This is a genomic window from Rossellomorea sp. DA94, from assembly GCF_029834455.1.
GTDB lineage: Bacteria > Bacillota > Bacilli > Bacillales > Bacillaceae_B > Rossellomorea > Rossellomorea vietnamensis.
In genome coordinates this window covers 105,001-131,090 of sequence record NZ_CP122397.1, presented here as the reverse complement: position 1 = coordinate 131,090, position 26,090 = coordinate 105,001, and the positions used below count along the sequence as shown (strand labels likewise).

At 44.4% G+C, this 26,090-nt stretch carries 25 protein-coding genes, 2 rRNA genes and 2 other annotated features (1 of these 29 running past the window's edge); all 27 genes read right to left on the bottom strand.

Annotated features, from left to right (window positions below):
- Window positions 1-37 precede the first annotated feature (37 nt).
- Window positions 38-3,595 (bottom strand): DNA-directed RNA polymerase subunit beta, encoded by a 3,558-nt coding sequence (rpoB, locus tag P8596_RS00685; RefSeq protein WP_034766001.1) that lies wholly within the window; start codon window positions 3,593-3,595, stop codon window positions 38-40.
- 232 nt (window positions 3,596-3,827) lie between these two features.
- Window positions 3,828-4,436, bottom strand: a complete 609-nt coding sequence (locus P8596_RS00680) for a class I SAM-dependent methyltransferase (protein WP_061811079.1) — start codon at window positions 4,434-4,436, stop codon at window positions 3,828-3,830.
- A gap of 122 nt (window positions 4,437-4,558) precedes the next feature.
- Window positions 4,559-4,918: a 50S ribosomal protein L7/L12 gene (gene rplL / locus P8596_RS00675; protein ID WP_034766003.1), complete on the bottom strand. Its 360-nt coding sequence runs from the start codon at window positions 4,916-4,918 to the stop codon at window positions 4,559-4,561.
- Window positions 4,919-4,976: 58 nt separating this feature from the next.
- Window positions 4,977-5,477 (bottom strand): 50S ribosomal protein L10, encoded by a 501-nt coding sequence (gene rplJ / locus P8596_RS00670; RefSeq protein ID WP_034766005.1) that lies wholly within the window; start codon window positions 5,475-5,477, stop codon window positions 4,977-4,979.
- A gap of 42 nt (window positions 5,478-5,519) precedes the next feature.
- Window positions 5,520-5,664: a sequence feature (ribosomal protein L10 leader region), on the bottom strand.
- Window positions 5,665-5,715: 51 nt separating this feature from the next.
- Window positions 5,716-6,417 (bottom strand): 50S ribosomal protein L1, encoded by a 702-nt coding sequence (gene rplA / locus P8596_RS00665; protein WP_034766007.1) that lies wholly within the window; start codon window positions 6,415-6,417, stop codon window positions 5,716-5,718.
- 125 nt (window positions 6,418-6,542) lie between these two features.
- On the bottom strand, window positions 6,543-6,968 hold the full coding sequence (rplK, locus tag P8596_RS00660; protein ID WP_032085258.1) for a 50S ribosomal protein L11: 426 nt from the start codon (window positions 6,966-6,968) through the stop codon (window positions 6,543-6,545).
- 177 nt (window positions 6,969-7,145) lie between these two features.
- Entirely contained in the window at window positions 7,146-7,679 is a 534-nt protein-coding gene (gene nusG / locus P8596_RS00655; protein WP_034766009.1) for a transcription termination/antitermination protein NusG, read from the bottom strand.
- Between the two features lie 170 nt (window positions 7,680-7,849).
- Window positions 7,850-8,029 (bottom strand): preprotein translocase subunit SecE, encoded by a 180-nt coding sequence (gene secE / locus P8596_RS00650; RefSeq protein WP_044340513.1) that lies wholly within the window; start codon window positions 8,027-8,029, stop codon window positions 7,850-7,852.
- A gap of 46 nt (window positions 8,030-8,075) precedes the next feature.
- Window positions 8,076-8,222, bottom strand: a complete 147-nt coding sequence (gene rpmG / locus P8596_RS00645) for a 50S ribosomal protein L33 (protein WP_224522353.1) — start codon at window positions 8,220-8,222, stop codon at window positions 8,076-8,078.
- Window positions 8,223-8,294: 72 nt separating this feature from the next.
- Window positions 8,295-8,954, bottom strand: a complete 660-nt coding sequence (sigH, locus tag P8596_RS00640) for an RNA polymerase sporulation sigma factor SigH (RefSeq protein WP_397545354.1) — start codon at window positions 8,952-8,954, stop codon at window positions 8,295-8,297.
- A gap of 62 nt (window positions 8,955-9,016) precedes the next feature.
- On the bottom strand, window positions 9,017-9,526 hold the full coding sequence (locus P8596_RS00635; RefSeq protein ID WP_224522355.1) for an NYN domain-containing protein: 510 nt from the start codon (window positions 9,524-9,526) through the stop codon (window positions 9,017-9,019).
- Window positions 9,527-9,531: 5 nt separating this feature from the next.
- On the bottom strand, window positions 9,532-10,275 hold the full coding sequence (rlmB, locus tag P8596_RS00630; protein WP_034766014.1) for a 23S rRNA (guanosine(2251)-2'-O)-methyltransferase RlmB: 744 nt from the start codon (window positions 10,273-10,275) through the stop codon (window positions 9,532-9,534).
- Window positions 10,272-10,697: a Mini-ribonuclease 3 gene (locus P8596_RS00625; RefSeq protein WP_034766015.1), complete on the bottom strand. Its 426-nt coding sequence runs from the start codon at window positions 10,695-10,697 to the stop codon at window positions 10,272-10,274. Before P8596_RS00625 ends, rlmB begins: the two co-directional genes overlap by 4 nt.
- Entirely contained in the window at window positions 10,697-12,097 is a 1,401-nt protein-coding gene (gene cysS, locus P8596_RS00620; protein ID WP_279725499.1) for a cysteine--tRNA ligase, read from the bottom strand. The genes P8596_RS00625 and cysS overlap by 1 nt, the downstream gene beginning before the upstream one ends.
- Window positions 12,094-12,744: a serine O-acetyltransferase gene (gene cysE / locus P8596_RS00615; protein ID WP_279725497.1), complete on the bottom strand. Its 651-nt coding sequence runs from the start codon at window positions 12,742-12,744 to the stop codon at window positions 12,094-12,096. The genes cysS and cysE overlap by 4 nt, the downstream gene beginning before the upstream one ends.
- A gap of 67 nt (window positions 12,745-12,811) precedes the next feature.
- Window positions 12,812-13,029 (bottom strand) — a binding site (T-box leader).
- Between the two features lie 43 nt (window positions 13,030-13,072).
- Window positions 13,073-14,530 (bottom strand): glutamate--tRNA ligase, encoded by a 1,458-nt coding sequence (gene gltX / locus P8596_RS00610; RefSeq protein ID WP_279725495.1) that lies wholly within the window; start codon window positions 14,528-14,530, stop codon window positions 13,073-13,075.
- A gap of 85 nt (window positions 14,531-14,615) precedes the next feature.
- Window positions 14,616-15,092, bottom strand: coding sequence for a 2-C-methyl-D-erythritol 2,4-cyclodiphosphate synthase (gene ispF / locus P8596_RS00605; protein ID WP_229597117.1), 477 nt, complete (start codon window positions 15,090-15,092; stop codon window positions 14,616-14,618).
- Window positions 15,085-15,789, bottom strand: coding sequence for a 2-C-methyl-D-erythritol 4-phosphate cytidylyltransferase (gene ispD, locus P8596_RS00600; protein WP_254652760.1), 705 nt, complete (start codon window positions 15,787-15,789; stop codon window positions 15,085-15,087). Before ispD ends, ispF begins: the two co-directional genes overlap by 8 nt.
- Before the next feature lie 80 nt (window positions 15,790-15,869).
- Window positions 15,870-16,961: a PIN/TRAM domain-containing protein gene (locus P8596_RS00595; RefSeq protein WP_279725494.1), complete on the bottom strand. Its 1,092-nt coding sequence runs from the start codon at window positions 16,959-16,961 to the stop codon at window positions 15,870-15,872.
- Between the two features lie 213 nt (window positions 16,962-17,174).
- Window positions 17,175-18,248 carry a DNA integrity scanning diadenylate cyclase DisA gene (gene disA, locus P8596_RS00590; protein WP_034766024.1) on the bottom strand — a complete coding sequence of 358 codons (1,074 nt, stop codon included), beginning with the start codon at window positions 18,246-18,248 and terminating at the stop codon, window positions 17,175-17,177.
- A gap of 3 nt (window positions 18,249-18,251) precedes the next feature.
- On the bottom strand, window positions 18,252-19,628 hold the full coding sequence (gene radA / locus P8596_RS00585; RefSeq protein WP_034766026.1) for a DNA repair protein RadA: 1,377 nt from the start codon (window positions 19,626-19,628) through the stop codon (window positions 18,252-18,254).
- A gap of 455 nt (window positions 19,629-20,083) precedes the next feature.
- The gene (gene clpC, locus P8596_RS00580; RefSeq protein WP_254652759.1) at window positions 20,084-22,531 is read right to left on the bottom strand and encodes an ATP-dependent protease ATP-binding subunit ClpC; all 2,448 of its coding nucleotides are present in this window, start codon (window positions 22,529-22,531) and stop codon (window positions 20,084-20,086) included.
- 1 nt (window position 22,532) lies between these two features.
- A complete protein-coding gene (gene mcsB / locus P8596_RS00575; RefSeq protein WP_079534447.1) occupies window positions 22,533-23,615 on the bottom strand; it encodes a protein-arginine kinase McsB in 1,083 nt (360 codons plus the stop codon).
- Window positions 23,612-24,160, bottom strand: a complete 549-nt coding sequence (mcsA, locus tag P8596_RS00570) for a protein-arginine kinase activator protein McsA (protein WP_224522363.1) — start codon at window positions 24,158-24,160, stop codon at window positions 23,612-23,614. The genes mcsB and mcsA overlap by 4 nt, the downstream gene beginning before the upstream one ends.
- 20 nt (window positions 24,161-24,180) lie before the next feature.
- A complete protein-coding gene (locus tag P8596_RS00565) occupies window positions 24,181-24,642 on the bottom strand; it encodes a CtsR family transcriptional regulator (protein WP_034766034.1) in 462 nt (153 codons plus the stop codon).
- Between the two features lie 309 nt (window positions 24,643-24,951).
- Window positions 24,952-25,068 (bottom strand): 5S ribosomal RNA (gene rrf, locus P8596_RS00560).
- 102 nt (window positions 25,069-25,170) lie between these two features.
- Window positions 25,171-26,090 (bottom strand): 23S ribosomal RNA (locus tag P8596_RS00555); it runs 2,016 nt beyond the window's last position.

The window sequence follows — 26,090 nt, the reverse complement described above, 5'->3', positions numbered from 1 at the left end:
TTTTAATCTACAGGCTCTAACCCTAATTGCTCTAAATTTATTCTTTAGACCCTACTGTCTCGGATTCTTGTGCATTAGATTCAGAGATATTTAGCGTGTCTGCTTGTTGTACTTCTTCTTCGTCCTCTAAGTCCCGCATTTCGATTTCTTCTTCGTTACTAGAGAGGATCTTAACATCCATACCTAAACTTTGAAGCTCTTTGATCAGAACTTTGAATGATTCCGGAACACCAGGTTCAGGAACGTTTTCACCCTTGACGATGGCTTCGTATGTTTTCACACGGCCCACAACGTCATCGGACTTAACTGTAAGAATTTCTTGTAGAGTGTAAGCAGCACCATAAGCTTCAAGTGCCCATACCTCCATCTCACCGAAACGCTGTCCACCGAATTGGGCTTTACCACCGAGTGGCTGTTGCGTAACAAGTGAATAAGGTCCGGTTGAACGTGCGTGAAGTTTGTCATCAACCATATGAGCAAGTTTGATCATATACATGATTCCAACTGATACACGGTTATCAAACGGTTCACCCGTTCTACCATCGTAAAGAACGGTTTTGGCATCGCGTGCCATACCTGCTTCTTCAATTGTTGCCCATACATCTTCCTCACGTGCTCCATCAAATACTGGTGAAGCGACATGAATGCCGAGGTATCTTGCTGCCATTCCCAAGTGAAGCTCAAGCACCTGACCGATATTCATACGTGATGGTACCCCTAGTGGGTTAAGCATGATATCGATTGGTGTGCCGTCTGGTAAGAACGGCATGTCTTCTTCAGGAAGGATTCTTGAGATAACACCTTTGTTACCGTGACGACCAGCCATTTTGTCACCTTCAGAGATCTTACGTTTCTGAACGATGTATACACGTACAAGCTGGTTCACACCTGGTGGTAATTCATCGCCATCTTCACGGTTGAAGACTTTTACATCAAGGATGATTCCGCCGCCACCGTGTGGTACGCGAAGGGATGTATCCCGGACTTCACGGGCCTTCTCACCGAAGATTGCATGTAATAGACGCTCTTCAGCTGTCAGTTCCGTTACACCTTTAGGCGTTACTTTACCAACAAGCAGGTCGCCATCTTTTACTTCAGCACCGATACGGATGATTCCACGCTCATCAAGATTGCGAAGTGCATCTTCACCAACGTTAGGAATATCACGAGTGATTTCTTCAGGTCCCAATTTCGTATCACGGGATTCTGACTCATATTCTTCAATATGAATAGAAGTATAGACATCGTCTTTTACAAGACGCTCACTCATGATGATCGCATCTTCATAGTTGTAACCGTCCCAAGTCATGAATCCAACCATGACGTTACGTCCCAAGGCTAACTCACCTTTTTCCATTGAAGGGCCATCAGCAAGGATTTCACCTTTTACTACACGGTCGCCTTCACTTACGATTGGACGCTGGTTGTAACATGTACCTTGGTTAGAACGGATGAATTTCTGCATACGATACTTATCGAGGTCACCTTTTACTTCCTGACCGTCGATTTCTTTCACACGACGCACCCAAACTTGTTTCGCTTCAACCTTCTCCACAATACCTTCGTATTTACAGATCACAGCTGCACCGGAGTCTTTCGCAGATACGTGTTCCATACCCGTTCCGACGATCGGTGATTCCGGATTCATCAAAGGTACTGCTTGACGCTGCATGTTCGCTCCCATTAGAGCACGGTTGGAGTCATCGTTCTCTAAGAACGGGATACATGCTGTCGCAGCTGATACTACTTGTTTAGGAGATACATCCATGTAGTCGAGACGTTCACGCTTGATGACCGTGTTCTCACCGCGGAAACGGGAGATGACTTCTTCATCAAGGAATGCACCGTCGTCTCCAAGACGTGCGTTCGCCTGTGCCACTACATAGTTATCTTCTTCGTCTGCCGTCAAGTAATCGATGCGATCGGTTACTTTCCCGGTATCGGGGTCGACACGACGATACGGCGTTTCGATAAAGCCGAATTTATTCACCTTCGCAAAGGAGGAAAGTGAGTTGATCAGTCCGATGTTCGGACCCTCAGGTGTTTCAATCGGACACATACGGCCATAGTGGGAATAATGGACGTCACGTACTTCGAATCCAGCACGTTCACGCGTTAATCCACCGGGCCCTAAAGCAGAAAGACGGCGTTTGTGCGTTAATTCTGCAAGAGGATTCGTTTGATCCATGAATTGAGACAATTGAGAGCTTCCAAAGAACTCTTTAATGGATGCAATAACAGGACGGATGTTGATCAGTTGTTGAGGAGTGATCGTGTTCGTGTCCTGAATGGACATTCTTTCACGGACCACACGCTCCATACGTGATAAACCGATACGGAATTGGTTCTGTAGCAATTCACCAACCGAACGTAAACGACGGTTACCTAAATGGTCAATATCATCTGTCAGTCCTACTCCATGTAACAAGTTAAAGAAGTAAGAAATGGAAGAGATGATATCAGCAGGTGTAATGTACTTAACCTCTTCTTCAACATACGCGTTGCTGATTACGTTGATTTCAAAATCTCCCTCTTCGTTAGGAGAATAGATTTTGATAGATTGAAGAACTACGTCTTCTTCTAATACGCCGCCGGACTGTTGGTAGTTTTTGAAACCAATGCCGTTTTCTAAATAAGGGATGACCTTATCCAGGGCGCGACGGTCAAGAACCGTGCCTTTCTCTGCCAGAATCTCGCCCGTTTCCGGATCTGCTAGAGTTTCTGCTAGAGTTTGACCGAATAAACGATTCTTAATGTGAAGCTTTTTGTTCATTTTGTAACGTCCAACGTTTGCTAAGTCATAACGCTTAGGATCAAAGAAACGAGAAACGAGTAAACTTTTTGCATTTTCTACTGTAGGAGGCTCTCCCGGACGCAGACGCTCATAAATCTCGAGCAATGCCTTGTCGATACCTTCCGTGTTGTCTTTCTCGAGCGTGTTACGAATGTACTCATTATCACCGATCAAATCGATGATTTCTTGATCAGAGCCAAACCCAAGGGCACGTAAAAGAACCGTTACCGGTAGTTTGCGAGTTCGATCAATTCGCACATATACAACATCTTTTGCATCTGTTTCATACTCAAGCCAAGCTCCGCGGTTTGGTATAACGGTAGCAGTAAACCCTTTCTTTCCGTTTTTATCTACTTTTCCGCTAAAGTAAACACTAGGGGAACGCACTAGCTGAGATACGATAACGCGCTCAGCACCATTGATGACAAACGTACCTGTGTCTGTCATTAATGGGAAATCACCCATAAATACGTCTTGATCTTTCACTTCTCCTGTTTCCTTGTTCACAAGACGGACTTTTACTCTAAGCGGTGCAGAGTAAGTAACATCTCTTTCCTTTGATTCTTCCACCGAGTACTTTGGCTCTCCCAGACTATAATCAATAAATTCCAAAGAGAGATTACCAGTGAAGTCCTCAATCGGAGAAATGTCACGGAACATTTCTCTTAACCCCTCATCAAGAAACCATTGATACGAGGAAGTTTGAATTTCGATTAAATTCGGTAATTCTAAAACTTCACTGATACGCGCAAAACTTCTGCGTTGGCGGTGTCGTCCATACTGAACTAGTTGACCTGTCAACTGATTCACCCCTCAAATCAAGCGTTTTGGTTGTGTCTATATGCCTTAAAGTAGGATTACTACTCTACACAAGACAAAAAGAAAAAGGGTTTTAATGATAAAACCTCATTTTCATATGACGAACTATTATTTTATAATCTTTTCCAATTTATCCAACATGTATACATATGGACATAATACCGGAAAATAATATTTTTGCATTTTATAATGTTATCATAGCAGTTAAGCTACGTCAACGGATTTCTTTTACCGATTTCAAGATGTAGTATCCCTTTTTTCTGATGACGATTTCTACATTCGAAAAGATTTTTTCCATTTTCTCCATCGCAGAGGGAGCACCTTGCTTTTTCTGAATAACGACCCACAATTCTCCTCGTTCCGTCAGATGTTCGTAACTACTCTCAAGAATCGAATGAACCGTTTCTTTCCCTGCTCGTATCGGAGGGTTCGTTAAAATAGCGGCAAATCCCTTTTCAACTACATTGGTATACCGGTCACTTTGATAGACTTTAACGTTTTGAACTTTATTTACTCCAGCATTTTCTTTCGCTAAAGATAGAGCCCTCTCGTTTACATCGATCATGTGGACCATCCGATCACCAAAGTCTTTGGCCAAGGATAATCCGACCGGGCCATAACCGCAGCCAACATCAAGTATCGGCCCCTTTACATCAGGTAATTCAAACGATTCAATCAAGGCTCTTGAACCGAAGTCCACTTCCTTTTTTGAGAAGACGCCCTGGTCTGTTTTAAAACGGAATGTCTGTCCCCTTAATTCAAAGGCAATCATACCCGGGTTACTTTCCACATCGGGGTTACGGGAATAATAGTGATTGGTCATTATATCATCTCCATCCATTGATAGATCCTCATGGTAACCATCTCTTCCAAAATCGGGTAAAGATAGATGCCAGACAAGAAAAAAGCCCGCCAAATATAGCGAGCTTTTCATCTATACAATCATTACTTAACTTCTACGCCAGCTCCAACTTCTTCAAGTTTAGCTTTAAGTTCTTCAGCTTCCTCTTTAGAAATACCTTCTTTAAGAGCTTTAGGAGTGTTATCAACCATTTCTTTCGCTTCTTTAAGGCCAAGACCTGTGATTTCACGAACAACTTTGATAACCTTGATTTTTTGAGAACCAGCGCTCTCAAGGATTACGTCGAATTCAGTTTGTTCTGCAGCAGCGTCAGCGCCACCAGCAGCAGCAGCTACAGGTGCAGCAGCAGTTACTCCGAATTCTTCTTCGATTGCTTTAACTAGATCATTTAGTTCAAGAACTGACATTTCTTTAATCGCGTCAATGATTTGCTCTTTACTCATTTTAAATTTCCTCCTTGTGATGTTTGCTTAATTTTTTATTTAAACGACTTGCTTTAGCTTACGCGCCTTGCTCTTCTTTTTGATCTGCAACGGCTTTTGTTGCCAACGCGAAGTTGCGCATTGGTGCTTGTAGCACGCTGAGTAGCATAGAAAGAAGTCCTTCGCGGTTTGGAAGTTCAGCGATTGCTTTAACATCCTCAACTGAAGTGATCGTTCCTTCGATGACACCCGTTTTGATTTCAAGTGCTTCGTGTTCTTTAGCGAAGCTGTTAAGGATCTTTGCAGGTGCAACTACTTCTTCTGAACTGAACGCGATTGCGTTAGGACCAGTTAAGAATTCGTTTAACCCTTCAAGACCAGCTTCTTCTGCTGCACGACGTACCATAGTGTTTTTGTACACTTTGAACTCGATGCCAGCTTCACGAAGTTGTTTACGAAGTTCAGTTACTTCGGAAACGTCTAGGCCACGGTAATCTACAACGATTGTAGATACACTGTTTTTTAGCTTGTCAGAGATTTCTCCAACGATGTGTTTCTTTTGATCTAGAATGCTGCTCATCATTACACCTCCTGTAGATTGACTGATGAACATTTATACCGTCATCCAATAAAAAATGCCCTTATATCAAGGTAGACATAAGGGCATTGCAAACACGCTATAAGCGGTTATTTTATCGCAATTACCTCGGCAGGATATTAAGCTCGTCATGAGCCCCTACTGTCTACGGTACAAATGTATTCGTTTTTTAACAACAGAACTAATTATAATCACTAGTTCCTAGTAAGTCAATACCAAATTATGCCTTAACTGCGAAAGTGGAAGGATCGACTTTAACGCCAGGTCCCATTGTAGAAGTTACAGAAACATTTTTCATGTAAGTTCCTTTTGCAGCAGCAGGTTTAACTTTAAGCATTGTTTCATACATTGTAGCAAAGTTTTCAACAAGCTTTTCGTTGTCGAATGAAATCTTTCCAACAGGAACGTGAACGTTACCTGATTTGTCAGCACGGTATTCAACTTTACCAGCTTTGATTTCATTAACGGCTTTCGTTACGTCGAATGTCACTGTTCCAGTTTTAGGGTTTGGCATTAAACCTTTAGGTCCCAATACGCGACCAAGTTTACCAACTTCACCCATCATATCTGGAGTTGCAACGATTACGTCGAACTCGAACCAACCTTGGTTGATCTTGTTGATCAGTTCTGCATCACCTACGAAATCAGCGCCAGCAGCTTCTGCTTCTTTTGCTTTATCTCCTTTAGCGAATACAAGAACCTTTTGAGTTTTACCAGTTCCATGAGGAAGTACAACTGCTCCACGGATTTGCTGGTCGTTTTTACGAGTATCTACACCTAAGCGGAACGCTACTTCAATCGTTGCGTCAAACTTAGCGAAGTTTGTTTTCTTAACTAGTTCGATTGCTTCTTCCACTGAATAAGCTGTAGTACGATCTACAAGCTTTTGAGCTTCAAGAAACTTTTTACCTTTTTTAGCCATTATAAATTTCCTCCTATATGTGGTTTTAGCGGAATAACCTCCCACGAAATAAGGTTGCGAGTGAAACGTACATTTCATCATCGCAACCTCGTTCAACAGGAACCTCTACTTTAACGAAGCAGGGATTAGTCTTCGATGACGATACCCATGCTGCGTGCAGTTCCTTCTACCATGCGCATAGCTGATTCAACACTAGCTGCATTTAAGTCAGGCATTTTTGTTTCAGCAATTTCACGTACTTTATCGCGTTTAAGTGTTGCCACTTTCTTGCTGTTTGGTTCGCCTGAACCAGACTCGATACCTGCAGCTTTCTTAAGAAGAACAGCAGCGGGTGGAGTTTTTGTGATGAATGTAAATGAACGGTCTTCAAATACCGTGATTTCAACAGGAATGATTAAGCCAGCTTGATCTGCTGTACGAGCATTGAATTCCTTACAGAATCCCATGATGTTAACACCTGCTTGACCTAGTGCAGGACCAACTGGTGGAGCTGGATTAGCTTTACCGGCAGGAATCTGCAATTTAACCATTTTGATAACTTTTTTAGCCACGAGACACACCTCCTTAAGTCCGTGATGTGGTTATTGGGTTTTTCACCCTCCCACTCAAATGTAAAAAATGTCTTTATCAACATAAAGAACGTCTATTAGGTTCAGTATCTCTTTGTGGAGACGCACTGACTTATGAAATAGTACCATTTTTTCAGAATGATTTCAAGTTCTTTTCCATTATAATTTATCAATTTGGGAGAAATCCAGTTCTACCGGGGTATCTCTACCAAACATATTAACGTGTACCTTCACTTTTGCTTTAGCATTGTCAATCTCTTCGATCGAGCCGGTGAAGTTCGCAAACGGACCTTCGTTCACCCTTACTGTTTCTCCTAATTCGAAGTCGATCTCTACCTTTTTCTCTGTCATGCCCATTTGTTTCAGAAGGTTTGTTACTTCTTCCGGCAATAATGGTGTAGGTTTTGATCCTGAGCCTGATGAACCGACGAAACCGGTCACTCCAGGTGTGTTACGGACAACATACCAAGAATCATCCGTCATGACGATTTCCACGATCACATAACCGGGAAATACCTTCTTCTTAATTACTTTCTTCTTGCCGTTCTTAAAATCCGTCTCTTCTTCTTCAGGCACGATCACGCGGAAGATCTTATCTTGCATCCCCATCGTTTCAACACGCTTCTCAAGGTTCGCTTTTACCTTATTCTCGTATCCTGAATAAGTATGGACTACATACCAATTCTTCTCCATTTCATAGGACTAAACGTCCGTCCCTCCTCGCTATTTAAGAATACTCATTCGCCTTTTTTCTCCAAATGAAAAAACCCGTAAAAAGATAACGGGCTCTAAGGTCATGTACTCTATTAACATTCATTATACCATGCTTTCATGGTATATATACAACTAATTCTATGTTTCTCTTACTTAGAACCAATGATCAATCGCATAAGTTCTGAGATGCCCAGGTCGATAACAGCAAAGAAAAGGGCAACAAATACCACTGTTGTAATAACCGTGATCGTATAGCGCGTTAACTCTTTACGTTTAGGCCAGCTGACCTTTCTCATTTCCGATGCAACATTGCGAAAGAATTTAAACATCCGTTAGTAACCTCCAACTAATATCAATACGCAAGACTTCTACACTCTATTTAGTCTCTTTGTGTAGGGTATGAGCATTACATGTATTACAGAATTTCTTTAGTTCTAATCGAACGGCCTGATTACGGTTTCCCGGCACGGAATAATTCCTGGTACCGCATACCGTACAAGCCAGTATTAGTTTAGTAGTCATATATTCCACCTATACTATACATAGTAAGTCCTATCAAAAATAACACGACCACCAAAATGTGTCAATATGGCTTTACATCGTTATTTCGCGAACTTCCAAGTATCGTTCAAGCTTCCGTTTTACTCGCTGTAATGCATTGTCGATGGATTTCACATGGCGGTTCAGCTCTTCTGATATCTCCTGATAGGACTGCCCGTCCAAATAAAGGGCCAGTACTTTCCTCTCAAGATCGCTTAACAGCTGGGCCATCTTATCCTCCATATTATCGAATTCCTCGCGATTGATAATCAGCGCTTCCGGATCCATTACTTTCGCACCTGAAATGACATCTAATAGCGTTCGGTCAGATTCATCATCATAAATGGGTTTATCCAGTGAAACATACGAATTCAGTGGTATATGCTTCTGTCTCGTGGCTGTCTTAATGGCTGTAATGATCTGTCTTGTGATACAAAGCTCTGCAAACGCTTTAAAAGAGGTCAGCTTGTCCTCCTTATAATCACGGATTGCCTTGTACAATCCAATCATACCCTCCTGGACGATATCTTCCTTATCTGCCCCGATTAAAAAATACGAGCGGGCTTTCGCTCTCACAAAATTACGGTATTTCCTGATCAAAAAATCGAGCGCTTCGCTGTGACCCTGATGGACGGCTTCTATGATCTCTTCATCATCCATGCCTTCTAATCGATTATCAAATGCTTCTGTTCTGATGATATTGCTCACACGCATCCCCCCGAGCAAAACAATAGATAGAAATATTATACATTACAGAAAATTCAATCGTCAACCTATCATTGTTCCCCGCGGCGCCATTTTTCGAAAATTTCAGCAACTTCTTCTGATAATTGGATCTTGGAAGCCGGCCTTTTCTCGCTCGAATTCCTTACTTTTCTTTCAATCTTTTTTTCAATGACTTCCACCTCGGTCAAGAGCTCCCTCGCTGATTTGCGAAGGGCTCCCTGCCCAAAGATGGCCCATTGCTCTGTGAAATCAGAAGTGGCTACATGAATCTGCGTTTTAATATTGCTTAATTCAATGGCCAATCTTTCAATTCGTTCATCTGCCGTTTCATTTTCTCTTGTGAAAAGCACTTCCACTTTATAATTTTGATATTTCCGGGCGATTCCCTGTACGTAGTATGCATCAAATACAACAATGACACGGTAGCCCGTATACCCCTGATATTCTGCCATTTGTTCCACCAGGCGGTCTCTCGCTGCGGCTAGGTCCTTATGCTTCAAATCATTCAATTCCGGCCAGGCACCGATTATGTTATAGCCATCCACAAGGAGGATATCCATCTTCCCTATTCTCCCAATGGGTGGCGTTTACGATATACCTCATACATTAAAATACTAGCTGCCACCGAGGCGTTTAGTGATGTAACATGACCAATCATAGGCAACTGAACAAGGAAATCACATTTATCCCGCAAAATACGGCTCATCCCTTTTCCTTCACTGCCAATAATCAGACCGATCGGAAGCGTACCGTCCAGCTGGCGGAAATCCTGCTTCCCCTTCGCATCGGTCCCAGCGATCCAAACACCGCGCTCTTTCAATTCATCCACCGCTCTCGACAGATTCGTCACACGTGCGACGGGAATATGTTCAATCGCTCCAGTGGAAGCCTTGGCTACTGTAGAAGTAAGTCCCACCGCTCTTCGCTTCGGGATGATGATCCCATGGGCACCCGCTGCATCAGCCGTCCTCATGATGGATCCAAGGTTATGGGGATCCTCCAGTTCATCCAGGATCAGAATAAAAGGATCCTCCCCTTTTTGTTCTGCCTTTTGAAATAGATCATCCAGTTCAGCATACTGATAAGCAGCAACGGAAGCGACGACCCCTTGGTGATTCTCCGATACCATCTGCTCGATTTTCTTCTTCGGGACATACTGGACCATGACATTGGATTCCTTGGCAAGGCCGACGATTTGCTGGATCGAGCCTTTCTGAGAACCTTCCGCTATCCAAATCTTATTGATGTCCCTTCCTGACTTTAATGCTTCTATGACAGGATTTCTTCCTCCGATAAAATCTTTACTCATTTCTGTTCCTCCTTTCCTGCCTGGGCTTGTTCAAAAATGATCTTCAACAGTTCCTCTAATCGATCCGTCCGATTAAGTAAAAACAAATATCCAATAAGAGCCTCAAAAGCAGTGCTGTGTTTATACGTCTGTACATCCGTGTTTTTAGGCGTTGTCCCCGATTTCGCATTCCGGCCGCGCTTGACGATCGATATCTCCTCTTCCGATAAGAGGTCCTGATCGAACAGCGTTCTGAGAATGGCCGCCTGCGCTTTAGCAGACACATACTTCGTCGCAGCCCTGTGCAGTTGATTCGGTTTGATCTTCCCCTTGGTCAACAGGAGCTGCCGTACATATGTTTCATATACAGCATCCCCCATATAAGCAAGTGCAAGTGCATTGATTTGTTTCGCATCGATTTGTTCATTTGTCTCGTACAGCATTAAGATCCCCTTTTCCAGCGGGTACCTTGAGGAGTATCTTCCAAAATGATATCCATATCCTTCAATGTGTCCCGGATCTCATCGGCCAGTTGGAAGTTTCGGTCTTTACGAGCTTGAATGCGCTTTTCGATCATCTCTTCCACTTCTTCGTCCAATATTCCCGCTTCCTGCAACGTCAGACCGAGTACAGAGAAGAAATCTTCAAACTGGTGTAAGAACCCGTCAATGACTTCTGTTGATGTATTTTTCTCCATCAAGTAATAGTTCGCTTGTCTGGATAGTTCGAATAGAATGGAAATCGCATTTGCCGTATTGAAATCATCGTCCATATCAGCAATGAATTGAGCTTTCAACTCACGGATTTTCTCCAGCCATTCCTGATTATTGTCCGTTAAGTTTGTACTTGATTCCTTGCGATGCTTCAAGTTCTCATACGCTGTCTTGATTCGATCCAAAGAAGTCTCTGCATTCTGCAGAAGCTCAAGATTGTAGTTGATCGGATGACGGTAATGAACGGACAGCATGAAGAAACGCAGTACCTGCGGATCTTGTTCTTTAATAATATCGTGCACCAATACGAAATTACCGAGTGATTTCGACATCTTCTCGTTATCGATATTAATATACCCATTGTGCATCCAGTAATTGGCGAATGCCTTACCTGTAAGGGCCTCTGACTGGGCGATTTCATTCTCATGATGAGGGAAGGTCAGATCCTGTCCCCCGGCGTGGATGTCGATGGTATCCCCCAAATAGCGCTTAGCCATGGCTGAACATTCAATATGCCAGCCTGGACGTCCCTCACCCCACGGGCTCTTCCAGGAAATCTCCCCTTCTTTCGCCGCTTTCCATAAAACGAAATCAAGGGCATCTTCTTTTTTGTCCCCCACATCGATGCGGGCTCCCGCTTTCAGTTCATCGATCGGTTGATGAGACAGCTTACCGTACCCATCAAACTTTCTGGTACGATAATAAACGTCTCCCTGGGATTCATAGGCATAGCCTTTTTCTACAAGGGCTGAGATGAAATCAACAATGGTGTCAATATTCTCTGTCACTGTCGGATGTACATCGGCTTTCCGGCAACCGAGGGCTCCCGTATCTTCGAAGTAAGCATCGATAAAGCGCTTGGCAATCGTCGGGACATCTTCTCCCAGTTCCTTGGCCGCTCTAATTAATTTATCGTCCACATCCGTGAAGTTAGAGACGAACTGCACATCATATCCCCTGTATTCCAGATAACGTCTCACTGTGTCAAACACAATCGCTGGACGGGCATTCCCTATATGAATATAGTTATAAACCGTCGGACCGCACACATACATTTTGACTTTACCCTCTTCCAGGGGTTTGAATTCCTCTTTCTGCCTTGTCAGTGTGTTATATAAACGAATCGTCATGATGATCGACTCCTTCCCTCATATTCCCTTAATAATGATTTCAATTCATTCACTTCTTTTTCAAGCAGTTTCATTCGGTCGTTCATCGGATCGGGCAGATCACAGTGATTCAGATCCTTCTGTATCTTCACACCGTCCTGAATGACCACCTTACCTGGGATACCGACTACGGTTGAATTGGGCGGAACATCTTTCAGGACAACGGATCCTGCCCCTACCTTAGAATTTTCCCCAACAACGATCGATCCTAATACTTTTGCACCTGTCGCAATCAACGCATTATCCTGGATCGTCGGGTGACGTTTACCCTTTTCCTTCCCGGTTCCACCGAGGGTGACCCCTTGAAAGAGCGTGACATTGTCTCCGATTTCACACGTCTCTCCTATCACCACACCCATTCCATGATCGATGAAAAAGCGGCGGCCGATCTTAGCTCCGGGGTGAATCTCCACACCGGTGAAGAAACGGCTGACCTGTGAAATGACCCGGGCAATGAAAAAGAATTTCCGTTTAAAAAATGCATGGGCAACACGATGGGCCCAAATGGCATGGAGACCCGAATACGTAAGGATGACCTCCACATAATTCCTCGCAGCCGGATCCTGATCAAACACCACATCTATATCTTCCCTAAACGACTTAAACATTCGGATCCATCCCCCTTCCTTTTTTAAAAAACTGATAACAATAAAAAAACGCCCCTGTCAATAAACTGACAGAGACGCTTGTAGGCGCGGTTCCACTCTGATTGAGAAGACAAACCTTCTCCAACTCGAATCCTGTTAACGGTAGGAAACCGCCTTTACCTACTTTATTTCAGTAACGGGCTCAGAGGTGCATTTCAGAATCGGAGGGGCTTAAACCACTTTCAGCCGGTGATGGTTCTCTCTACTAAGCATCCTTTTCTTACTTCTCCTCATCAACGCGATATCATTTAACGTGATACTCTTACTATATTACAAACCCTTCAAAATGTTAACCTAAAAGACTTTGAAGACGATGTTTAACTGTATCTTTCCCTAAAAGCTCAATGGCATTCGGCAATTCAGGACCGTGTGTCTGGCCTGTAACGGCTACACGGATCGGCATGAACAGCTTCTTCCCTTTATGGCCCGTCGATTTCTGGACAGCTTTGATAGAAGATTTGATTTCTGCCGCTTCGTACGTTTCAAGTGCTTCAATTTCATTCAAGAAAGCTTGAAGGACTTCTGGTACTTGCTCTTCTTCGAGTACCGCTTTCGCCTCTTCATCATATTCAAGATCTGTCTTGAAGAACATTTCGGACAGCTCCACGATTTCAGCACCGAAGCTCATTTGCTCCTGGTATAAAGAAATGACTCTGCTCGCCCACTCGCGCTGTTCATCGGACATGTTCTCATCCAATTTACCCGCACTGATTAAATGAGGGAGGGATAGCTCCACCACTTGAGCCAATTCCAAGTTCTTCATGTACTGATTGTTCATCCATGTAAGCTTCTGATTATCAAACAGGGCAGAAGAAGTGGATAAACGTTCAGGATCAAAGATTTCAATGAACTCCTCTTTCGAAAACAGCTCTTCTTCTCCTTTTGGAGACCAGCCGAGTAGTGCGATGAAGTTGAACAACGCTTCTGGAAGATACCCCAATGCTTCGTATTGCTCGATGAACTGAATGATGCTCTCATCCCGCTTACTCAACTTTTTACGGCTTTCATTGACGATCAATGTCATATGTCCGTAAACAGGTGCTTCCCAACCAAGTGCTTCAAAGATCATCAACTGCTTCGGTGTATTGGAAATATGATCTTCTCCGCGAAGAACATGTGTGATTTTCATCAGATAATCATCCACTGCAACGGCAAAGTTATACGTCGGTGTACCGTCTTTTTTCGCAATGACAAAATCACCGATACCATCTGATTCAAATGAGACATCCTCTTTCACGATATCGTTGAAGGAATATACTTTCCCTGCCGGTACACGGAAACGGATGCTCGGCTTGCGGCCTTCTGCTGCCAATTTCTCCTGATCCTCTTTCGTCAGGTTACGGCATTTACCGGAGTAGCGGGGCATTTGACCAGAGGCTGATTGTGCTTCACGTTCCGCTTCCAGCTCTTCCTCCGTACAGTAACACTTATACGCCTGTCCACTTTCCAGCAGCTCATTTAAATACTGCTCATAAATATGATTACGCTCGGATTGACGATAAGGCCCGTATTCACCCGGCTTATCTGTACTTTCATCCCATTCGATCCCCAGCCACTGAAGATACTTGAGCTGACTTTCTTCTCCACCTTCGATATTACGTTTCTTATCCGTGTCTTCAATACGGATGATGAACTTTCCACCTGTGCTGCGGGCGTAAAGGTAATTAAATAAAGCGGTTCTTGCATTTCCAATATGTAAATGACCCGTTGGACTCGGGGCATAACGGACGCGTACTTCCTTTGTCATGTATGTTCCTCCTATAATGATTACTCTTTAAAGTCTAAGACCTATTTTAACACCGTTAAGTACGGGAATAAAGCGAATTTCTCCCCTACTTCTTTTTAATCAATATGGTGGTTTGGGCGGCAATCCCCTCGCCTCTTCCGGTAAAGCCAAGCTTCTCGGAAGTAGTGGCTTTCACGTTCACTTCCCCTATATCCGCTTCCAGTAGCGCAGCGATACTTTGTCTCATTTCGTCAATATAAGGAGCCATCTTAGGCTTCTGGGCAATGATCGTGCAATCGATATTCCCTAATTCATAGCCTTCCTTTTTCACAAGGGCCCATACGTGCTGGAGAAGCTTTGCCGAATCAGCATCCTTGAACTCCGGGTCTGTGTCAGGAAAATGCTTCCCGATATCCCCGGCCGCAATGGCACCCAGACACGCATCCGCTACAGCATGTAACAGGACATCTGCATCAGAGTGCCCCAATAGTCCCTTTTCATACGGAATCGTAATCCCCCCCATGATAAGGGGTCTCCCTTCCACTAACTGATGAACATCAAATCCTTGTCCGATCCTAAACATGTTTCTCTCCTCCACTCATTTCCTCTCGCTTCTTCAAAATCGCCTCGGCAAAATATAAATCCTCAGGGGTTGTCAGTTTAATATTGTCATAATCACTTTCAACGACAGCGACCTCAACATCAGACCTTTCCACCAGTGAAGCATCATCTGTACCGAGGAAACCATCTTGATCGGCTTCTTTATGTGCCTGTGTTAAAACGGAAACGCGAAAAGCTTGTGGGGTCTGAACCATCCACAAGCTTGAGCGTTCAATCGTTTCCTCGACTTCGCCATCCAGTACTTTCTTGATCGTATCTTTAACAGGAACCGCCGCAATGGCAGCCCCTGTTGAATATGTCTTTTCGACTAATTGGTGAATCGTGGATTCTTTAATAAATGGTCTTGCTCCGTCATGTACCAGAACAATCTCATGATCAACCTCAAGCAATGCATTGTATACACTATGCTGTCTTTCTTCCCCACCATCGACAAGCTTCACGACCTTCTTGATGCCGTAGCGCTCCAAGAGTCCTTGAAACACTTGTCGCTCTGAAGGATGGATGGCTAAATAGATTCCCTTACAAAGGATGTCATGCTCGAACACACGCAATGTATGAATGATGACAGGACAGCTATTCAACTCAAGGAGCAGTTTGTTTTTGCCCGCTTTCATCCGTTTTCCCTGCCCTGCAGCCGGAATGATCACTACATATTCCATAATATAACTCCTTTAACACACAAGTAATACTATTCATTATACCTTACTGCATCAATGGAGTCAGGCTGCAAACCGTTTTCTTACAGTGCTTTTTCCAGTTGCTTCGGTTTCGCAAAGATCATCCTGCCTGCAGATGTCTGAAGAACGGATGTGACAAGGACATCGATATACTTACCGATGTAATTACGCCCTTCTTCCACGACGATCATCGTACCATCATCCAGGTAAGCAATTCCCTGGTTATGCTCCTTACCATCTTTGATGACCTGTACCTTCAATTCTTCTCCAGGAAGAACAACCGGCTTGACGGCGTTGGCCAGGTCATTGATGTTCAATACTTGTACACCTTGAAGGTCACATACTTTATTCAGGTTGAAATCATTCGTTACAACGATACCATTCGTAAGCTTCGCTAATTTCACAAGCTTCGAATCCACTTCCTGAATTTCCTCGAAGTCCCCTTCATAAATCTGGACCTCAACAGGAAGCTCTTTTTGGATGCGGTTTAAAATATCCAGACCCCGGCGTCCGCGATTTCGTTTCAATACATCGGAAGAGTCGGCAATATGCTGGAGCTCTTCCAGTACGAATTGCGGAATCACCACGATTCCTTCTAAAAATCCTGTTTGACAGATATCCGCGATACGGCCGTCAATGATCACACTCGTATCCAATATCTTAAGGGTCTTCACACCCTCTTCATCCAAATCATCTTCCGACCCTTTTTTCTTACCTCGGTTTGCCGTGCCGAATAGATTGACCAATTCGTCCCTTTTCTTAAATCCAACCTGGAACCCTAAATATCCAAGAAGCAATGTTAATAGAATGGGAATCACCGTATTGACGATCGGAATCTCCATTTGATTGAAGGGGATCCCAAACAAATACGCAACAAATAAACCGATAATCAGGCCTAAACTGCCAAATAACAAATCCGTTACCGGTGCCTTTACCAAGCTATCTTCAAACCACTTGACGAAATTGACGACATACTCGACTGCCCAAAACGTAAGAATATAAAAAATGATGGCACCAAATATAGCAGTCATATAAGGGTTATTAATTAAAGGAATGTCCGATAGATTTATGACGGTAAATAATTCGGGAAGTAGAAATATCCCAAGTGTTCCCCCGACAATGAGGAAGCACGCTTGAACGATTCTTTTTAACATTCCCTCACCTCCTCCTACTCATTATAAACAATTTACTATTTTTGAAACGTCTAAGGCCTTGAAAATTTGAATTTAATACAACGGATACGATTTTGATACACTTATCCCAGCTTACTAGCTTCCTTACATGAAGGCTAACACGTCTAAATCGAACTGTCAATTTTTTGAAAACGATACAATTATCCCATTTCTGCCATATATAGGCCTCTCTGCCTACAGCTGTCGATCTGCAAACGTCTGTTCCTTGATCAGTTTTAACCCCTCTTTGATTTTCCTTGCCCTTACTTCACCGATCCCCTCGACTTCATCCAAATCATCGACTGAAGCCCTCACTACATGGTGGAGGGTTTCAAATCTCGTGATAAGATTTTCAATGATGACGATCGGCAACCGGGGAATCTTATTCAACACGCGGTATCCTCGGGGATAAATCGCATCATCATGGTGGACATATCCGTGGTACCCCAGTAATTTTAATAGGACATTATCCTCTAACACTTCAGAGTGAACAAGCTCCTGGAATTTATAGAGAAGTTCGAACGGTTTGATATTCCTTTCCTGGGAATAGTCCCTGATGATGAGCATCGCCTCATCCTCAATATCCGCCAACAGTTCATTCATCTGAAGGCGGATCAATCTGCCCTCGACACCGAGCTCGCTGAGATACGTCAATAGCTCATTCTTGATCCTGAGAACCATCTCGAAGCGGTGAAGAACCTGCAGTAAGTCGCTTTGGGTGACAAGCTCCTCAAACTCAAGGACGGATAAATTAGAAATGCTTTGATCGAGAACCACCTTATATTTCTCCAAGGTTTGGATCGCCTGGTTGGCTTTCGTCAAGATGACAGAGATGTCCTTTAGTGCATATCGGAAATTCCCTTGATACAGGGTGATGACGTTTCTCCGTTGAGAGATGGCAATGACAAGGGCATTTGTTTGCCTCGCAACCCGCTCTGCCGTCCGATGTCTCATACCCGTTTCCGTGGAAGGCACGTACACATCAGGAGCCAACTGTGCATTCGCCAAAATGATCTTCGTTCCCGCTTCATTCAGGATGATGGCCCCATCCATCTTGGCCAGTTCATACAGATAGCTGGGAGAGAATGCACAATTGATATGAAAGCCCCCGTCCAGAACAGACTTCACCTTATCATTGTACCCAACAACAATAAGTCCCCCCGTATTGGCTCTCAGCACATTATCAATGCCGTCCCTGATCGGGGCACCCGGAGCAACGAATTGCAGTATATCCGACATGGACTTATCTCTTGCCTTCTTATCTTCCATTTCTTATCCTCCTAAAATAATTGACAGTGCTTCATTAATATTCGATACCCCTTTGACCTCTATATCAGAAGGAGGCTGCCATCCGCTTAAGTTATTCTGGGGAATAATCACTCTCTTAAACCCTAACTTGGCTGCTTCCTGTACGCGCTGCTCAATTCTTGATACCCTTCTGATCTCACCTGTTAAACCGACTTCACCGATAATGCAATCATGGGCACTGGACGCCCTGTCACGAAAACTGGAAGCGATACTTGCAGCAACGGCCAAATCAATCGCCGGTTCATCCAGTTTCACCCCGCCAGCCACTTTCAGATACGCATCTTGCTGTTGCAAGAGCATGCCTGCACGCTTTTCCAACACAGCCATGATCAGTGAAACCCGGCTATGATCAATCCCTGTTGCCATCCTTCGGGGGTTGTTAAAACTGGTTGGGGTCACAAGAGCTTGAATCTCCACAAGAACCGGCCTCGTTCCTTCCATCGAGGCAACGACCGTTGAACCCGCCGCACCTTGTGAGCGCTCTTCCAGGAATATCTCAGACGGATTGGCCACTTCCTCAAGGCCCAATTCCTTCATTTCAAAAATCCCCATCTCATTCGTAGATCCGAAACGGTTCTTCACCGCTCTTAAAATACGATAGGAGTGGTGTCGTTCCCCTTCAAAATACAGTACGGTATCGACCATATGCTCCAATAATCTAGGTCCTGCAATCGAGCCTTCCTTGGTAACATGCCCTACAATAAAGATGGCAATGCCCTTTGTTTTCCCGATTCTCATCAGTTCTGCCGTACACTCCCTTACCTGGGATACGCTTCCGGGAGCAGACGTCACATCAGGATGAAAGACTGTCTGAATCGAGTCGATGATGACGAAATCCGGTGAGATTTGCTCAATCGTTTGATGAATCAGCTCAAGATTTGTTTCCGCAAATATATATAAATCATCTGATTTCACATGCAGTCGATCTGCCCGCAGCTTGGTTTGCTTGATGGATTCCTCTCCGGAAATGTATAAAACCTTCTGCTTCTGATCAGCAAGCTGGGCCGAAACCTGCAGCAACAAAGTGGATTTTCCGATCCCCGGGTCTCCACCAATCAATATCAGCGACCCTGGTACTACTCCTCCCCCAAGCACCCGGTTCAACTCTTTCGACTCGGTCAATACCCTTGGCTCCTGCTTGGTTTCAATGGAGATCAGCTTCTCTGCTTTAGATGGACCGGTATTTTCTGAGTGCATAAACGACGTCCGGGGTTTCTTCCCTGTCATTTCAACCTCTTCCACCATCGTATTCCACTCGTTACACCCCGGACATTTCCCCATCCATTTAGCAGACTCATATCCACAAGATGAACACACAAACTTAGTCTTTTTCTTTGCCAATCTATTCTTCCCCTCTATTATCCTATTTGTACTCTTAACTATTCACGATAATACCATTTGGAATGATTGTATCGGTTTTATGTACTAGATTCAATTGAAAAGCGGAGGTGGCTTGGTCAGGCCCGACAAGCATAAGACGAGCTCGCTGAAAAGGCGGTCTTTGCCTTTTTGGCGAGATTGACTTATGACCTCGAGGGACTAGCCGGCGGAGCTAGACAATCAGAAAAGCGGAGCCGGCTTGGGTAGAGGCGACAAGCATAAGACGAGTGAACCGGAAAGGCGCCCTTTGCCTTTTTGGTTCACTTGGCTTATGACCTCGAGCCTCTAGCCGGCGGAGCTAGACAATCAAGAAAAGCGGAGCCGGCTTGGTCTGGCCCGCCACCACGTAAGGTAACCATTATGATAAAAGAGGTACACGAAAAACATATACGTGTACCTCTTCATCATCCTTGCTATTATGTCGGTGTATTGGCTGCTTCCTCTTCTTTAACCTTTACAACAAATTCACTATCTTCTACGTCGATCAATATATTCTGTCCTGTCAGCACTTTTCCTCTTAACAATTCTTCCGACAGTTTATCCTCAACATATTTCTGGATAGCGCGACGGAGAGGTCGTGCACCGTATTCAGGATCAAATCCTTCATCTGCTATCTTCTCTTTGGCAGCAGGTGAAAGCTCTAAATGAATATCCTGCTCTTTCAAGCGGGTTGTCAATTGGTTCGACATCAATGTCACAATCTCTTTCAAGTGGTCTTTTTCAAGGGAATGGAACACGATGATTTCATCGATACGGTTAAGGAATTCAGGTCGGAAAGCACGTTTCAGCTCTTCCATGACCTTTCCTTTCATATCTTTGTAATCCTGTTTTCCGTCCTGAATATTGAACCCTACGTATTTATTGCTCTTAAGGGACTGTGCACCAACGTTTGAAGTCATGATCAGGACTGTATTCCTGAAGTCTACCGTTCTTCCTTTAGAGTCTGTTAAACGGCCATCCTCTAAAACTTGAAGGAGAATATTGAATACATCCGGATGTGCTTTTTCAATTTCATCTAAAAGAACGACCGAATATGGCTTGCGGCGAACCTTTTCCGTTAACTGACCGCCTTCCTCGTATCCCACATATCCTGGAGGTGAACCGACCAAACGGGAGGTCGAATGCTTTTCCATGTACTCGGACATATCAATGCGGATCATCGCATCTTCATCACCGAACATGGACTCTGCAAGTGCTCGTGCCAATTCCGTTTTCCCGACTCCAGTAGGTCCTAAGAAAATGAAGGAACCGATCGGACGCTTCGGATCTTTCAAGCCGGCCCGTGCACGGCGCACGGCTTTCGAAACCGCAACGACTGCTTCTGATTGCCCGATGACTCTGGAATGAAGGATTTCCTCTAATTTGAGTAAGCGATCCGTTTCCGTTTGAGCCAATTTCGATACCGGTACTCCCGTCCAGTTCGAAACAACCTTCGCAATATCTTCAACGGTCACTTCTGTATTTTCCTGTCCTTGCTTTTCTTTCCATGTGTTCTTTGTTTCTTCCAGCTCTTCACGAAGCTTTTGTTCTGAATCTCTTAGAGAAGCTGCTTTTTCAAATTCCTGGCTCTGAACCGCTGCATCCTTCTCTTTGCGGATTTCTTCCAGCTTTGCTTCAAGCTCTTTCAAGTTTGGCGGCGTCGTATAAGAACGTAAGCGCACCTTCGAACCTGCTTCATCAATTAAATCGATGGCCTTATCCGGTAAGAAGCGGTCTGAAATATAGCGATCAGAAAGCTTCACTGCCGCGTCAATCGCTTCATCCGTAATCGACACGCGGTGATGTGCCTCGTAACGATCACGTAATCCTTTAAGGATCTGGATGGACTCTGAAGCTGTCGGCTCATTGACTTGGATTGGTTGGAAACGGCGCTCTAGCGCTGCATCTTTTTCAATATATTTACGGTACTCATCTAATGTCGTGGCACCGATACACTGCAATTCTCCACGTGCAAGGGATGGTTTTAAGATGTTGGAGGCATCAATCGCCCCTTCAGCCCCTCCTGCTCCGATTAACGTATGGAGCTCATCGATGAAGAGGATGATGTTACCCGCCTGACGGATTTCATCCATGACCTTCTTCAGTCGGTCCTCGAATTCCCCGCGGTATTTCGTACCGGCTACAACTGTACCCATATCAAGGGTCATCACGCGTTTGTCGCGCAGGATTTCAGGCACTTCATTGGCGATGATCTGTTGTGCGAGGCCTTCTGCGATTGCAGTCTTACCTACTCCGGGCTCACCGATCAACACCGGGTTGTTTTTCGTACGACGACTCAGCACTTCAATGACGCGCTGAATTTCCTTGCTTCGACCAATGACCGGATCTAAGCTGCCTTCACGGGCAATGGCTGTCAAATCACGGGCTAAGCTGTCAAGTGTAGGTGTATTGGCATTGGCGTTGCCTCCACCCTGATGGTTGCTTGAATCATTGCTTCCAAGCAATTGCAATACCTGCTGTCTCGCTTTATTCAAGCTCACACCAAGATTACCGAGTACCCGGGCTGCCACTCCTTCACCCTCGCGGATCAACCCCAGTAAAATATGTTCCGTTCCAACATATGAGTGACCCAGCTTACGGGCTTCATCCATGGAAAGTTCAATCACTTTCTTTGCACGAGGTGTGTAATGGATTGTTTGAGATTTCTCGGTTCCTTTCCCGATTAACCCTTCAACTTCCTTCTGGATCTTTTCAGGGCTCAGTCCCAATGCCGTAAGTGCCTTGGCAGCGATTCCTTCACCTTCGCGGACAAGTCCCAATAAAATATGTTCAGTACCAATATTACTGTGCGACAAACGAATCGCTTCTTCTTGAGCTAATGCCAATACTTTTTGGGCTCTTTCTGTAAATCGACCAAACATCATATTATTTTTCCTCCTCACATGTATCTTTATCTAACTTAATTCGCTCCCGAATCAAAGAAGACCTTCTTATATCTCGTTCATTTGGTCTCAGTGGACCTCCAGAATATTGTTGTAAAAAACCAGGTTGGGTTAAAATCATTAGTTCATTCAATATATTCTTAGATATCACTTTGATGTATCCTAAATCAATTCCAAGCCTGACATCCGATAAACATTTCGCAGCTTCCTTGGACTCAATGATCCTGCTGTGCTCCAGCACCCCTAGAGAACGGAAGATCCTATCCTCTAATTGTATGTTTGACGTTTGAACTAATGCGTCCCTTGCCGATTGCTCTTTTTCAATGATCTGCTTCACAACGCTTAACAAATCTTCTACGATATCTTCTTCCGACTTACCAAGTGTCGTTTGATTGGAGATTTGAAAGATGTTCCCCAGCGCTTCGCTGCCTTCTCCGTAAATCCCTCTCACCACTAACCCCAGTTGATTGATGGCGGGAATGATACGGTTTAACTGCTGCGTCAACACCAGTCCCGGCAAATGCATCATGACGGAAGCCCTGAGACCCGTCCCCACGTTGGTAGGACAAGTCGTTAAGTAGCCATGCTTCTCATCAAACGCAAAGTCAAATTCACTTTCAAACCAATCGTCGATCTGATTGGCTTTCTGTAAAGCTTCCTTCAATTGCAGACCTGGATATAAACACTGTATTCGAATATGGTCTTCTTCGTTTACCATTATGCTAATATCTTCCTCACTTGATAAAAGGACAGCTCCATAATTCGTTTCCTCTGCCAAATTCGGACTTATAAGGTGTTTCTCCATTAATACCCTCTTTTGGAGAGGCTGAATCTCACTTGTAGGTAAAAATTCTAATTCTCCTAAATTCTTCGGGTATGATGTGAGCTTCTCCCTTACCCGATCCACGATTTCCCTGGCTTCCTCTGAAGAATAAAGTGTGGAAAAACGGAAGTCTGTCAGATTCCTCGCAAGCCTTACCCTGGAGCTGAGGACAATATCCGAATTCGGTCCCTCTTCACTCATCCAGGAACTGACGGCATTACTCAAGAACTTCTCAAGACTCATTCTTTATCGCCTCCCTCTTTCTTTATCTCCTTTTCCAGGGAGCGGATTTCGTCTCGGATCTCGGCTGCTTTCTCAAACTCTTCATCCGCAATCATAGCTTGCAATTCAGACTTCAACTGTAAAACCTTCTTTTTCACATGGATGGCTCCGCCCATACGCTCCGGAACCTTTCCATGATGCTCGACATTGCCATTATGAACACGCTTTAATAATGGAGTGAGTTCATCTTTAAACGTCTCATAACAATGGGCACAGCCGAAGCGTCCCACATTAATGAACTGATGAATCGTCATTTTACATTTTTCACACTGCAAAACTTCTGTCTTAGGAATCTCGGTTTCCTTTGCCTGCTTAAATGCAGGAGCTATATTAAGAAGACCTGCCAATAAATTGTTCACTGAAAAGCCGGGAGAAGAATCAAACATAAACATCTCACCCTTATCCTGAGCGCATTGCTCACATAAGTGAACCTCTGTCTTTTCCCCGTTTACCACCTTGGTAAAATGAAGGGTCGCAGGTCTTTCATTACACTCTTGACAAACCATCCCATTCACCTCTTTAACCCTTACTCATACTTCAATGTATCCAGCATGGCTCTAAGCATTCTTCCTCTCAGGATATCCCGTTCCGGTAATTCGACCATGATGACCGATCGATCCATCACACTCAGCATGATCTTGGCTTCTCTTTCGGAAATGATCTCTTCTTCCACTAACCGAAAAACAATATCAGCTGCCGTATTCTGACTGATCGTTTGTGTAATCAATGCCACTAACTGGTCGATCAAGTGAACCTGATCGTGGGCCTTCACCTTCATGATCCGGATGTATCCACCGCCGCCACGTTTGCTTTCTACTACATACCCTCGTTCTACAGTAAAGCGGGTATTAATCACATAATTAATTTGAGAAGGAACACATTGAAACTTATCAGCAATCTCGCTTCTTTTAATCTCGACTATCTCACTTTCACTCAGTTCTAACACATTCTTTAAATAATTTTCAATGATGTCGGATATGTTCCTCATCAAACCTCCTCCTCATTTTGACTTTGACTATATTTGACTATAATTATACAACCGCGTTTTAAACTTTGCAATTATGAAGTTTGACCTTAGAAGTTTTCCTGTTTAAGGAAGGTTTTAAACGTGTGAATATGAGATTGTTGGATAGAAATTTGGAAATGGGGCACAGCGTAGGTGAGAAGTATTAGGATGTGGTGCCGTGGTGAGTGGGTTTAAGCGGAGGATGGATACGTAAAACACTTATGTTCTTTGAACAAATTTAATTAAAACCAAAAAAAGAGTAACTCCTAAGAGCTACTCTTTTTCCTATTTGCCTGGCGACGTCCTACTCTCACAGGGGGAGATCCCCCAACTACCATCGGCGCTGAAGAGCTTAACTTCCGTGTTCGGCATGGGAACGGGTGTGACCTCTTCGCCATTATCACCAGACGAATATTCAATTGAAGGGTTGTTCCTTCAAAACTAGATAAAGAATTGATGTCAAGAAAGCCGAATACCGACCAATTGTTGTTCATATAAATATGACTCTTTGTGGTTAAGTCCTCGATCGATTAGTATCAGTCAACTCCACATGTCGCCATGCTTCCATCTCTGACCTATCTACCTAGTCATCTTCTAGGGATCTTACTCACTTACGTGATGGGAAATCTCATCTCGAGGGGGGCTTCATGCTTAGATGCTTTCAGCACTTATCCCTTCCGCACATAGCTACCCAGCGATGCCTTTGGCAAGACAACTGGTACACCAGCGGTGCGTCCATCCCGGTCCTCTCGTACTAAGGACAGCTCCTCTCAAATTTCCTGCGCCCACGACGGATAGGGACCGAACTGTCTCACGACGTTCTGAACCCAGCTCGCGTACCGCTTTAATGGGCGAACAGCCCAACCCTTGGGACCGACTACAGCCCCAGGATGCGATGAGCCGACATCGAGGTGCCAAACCTCCCCGTCGATGTGGACTCTTGGGGGAGATAAGCCTGTTATCCCCGGGGTAGCTTTTATCCGTTGAGCGATGGCCCTTCCATGCGGAACCACCGGATCACTAAGCCCGACTTTCGTCCCTGCTCGACTTGTAGGTCTCGCAGTCAAGCTCCCTTGTGCCTTTACACTCTGCGAATGATTTCCAACCATTCTGAGGGAACCTTTGGGCGCCTCCGTTACTCTTTAGGAGGCGACCGCCCCAGTCAAACTGCCCACCTGACACTGTCTCCCACCCCGATAAGGGGCGCGGGTTAGAATTTCAATACAGCCAGGGTAGTATCCCACCGATGCCTCCACCGAAGCTGGCGCTCCGGTTTCCAAGGCTCCTACCTATCCTGTACAAGCTGTACCAAAATTCAATATCAGGCTACAGTAAAGCTCCACGGGGTCTTTCCGTCCTGTCGCGGGTAACCTGCATCTTCACAGGTACTATAATTTCACCGAGTCTCTCGTTGAGACAGTGCCCAGATC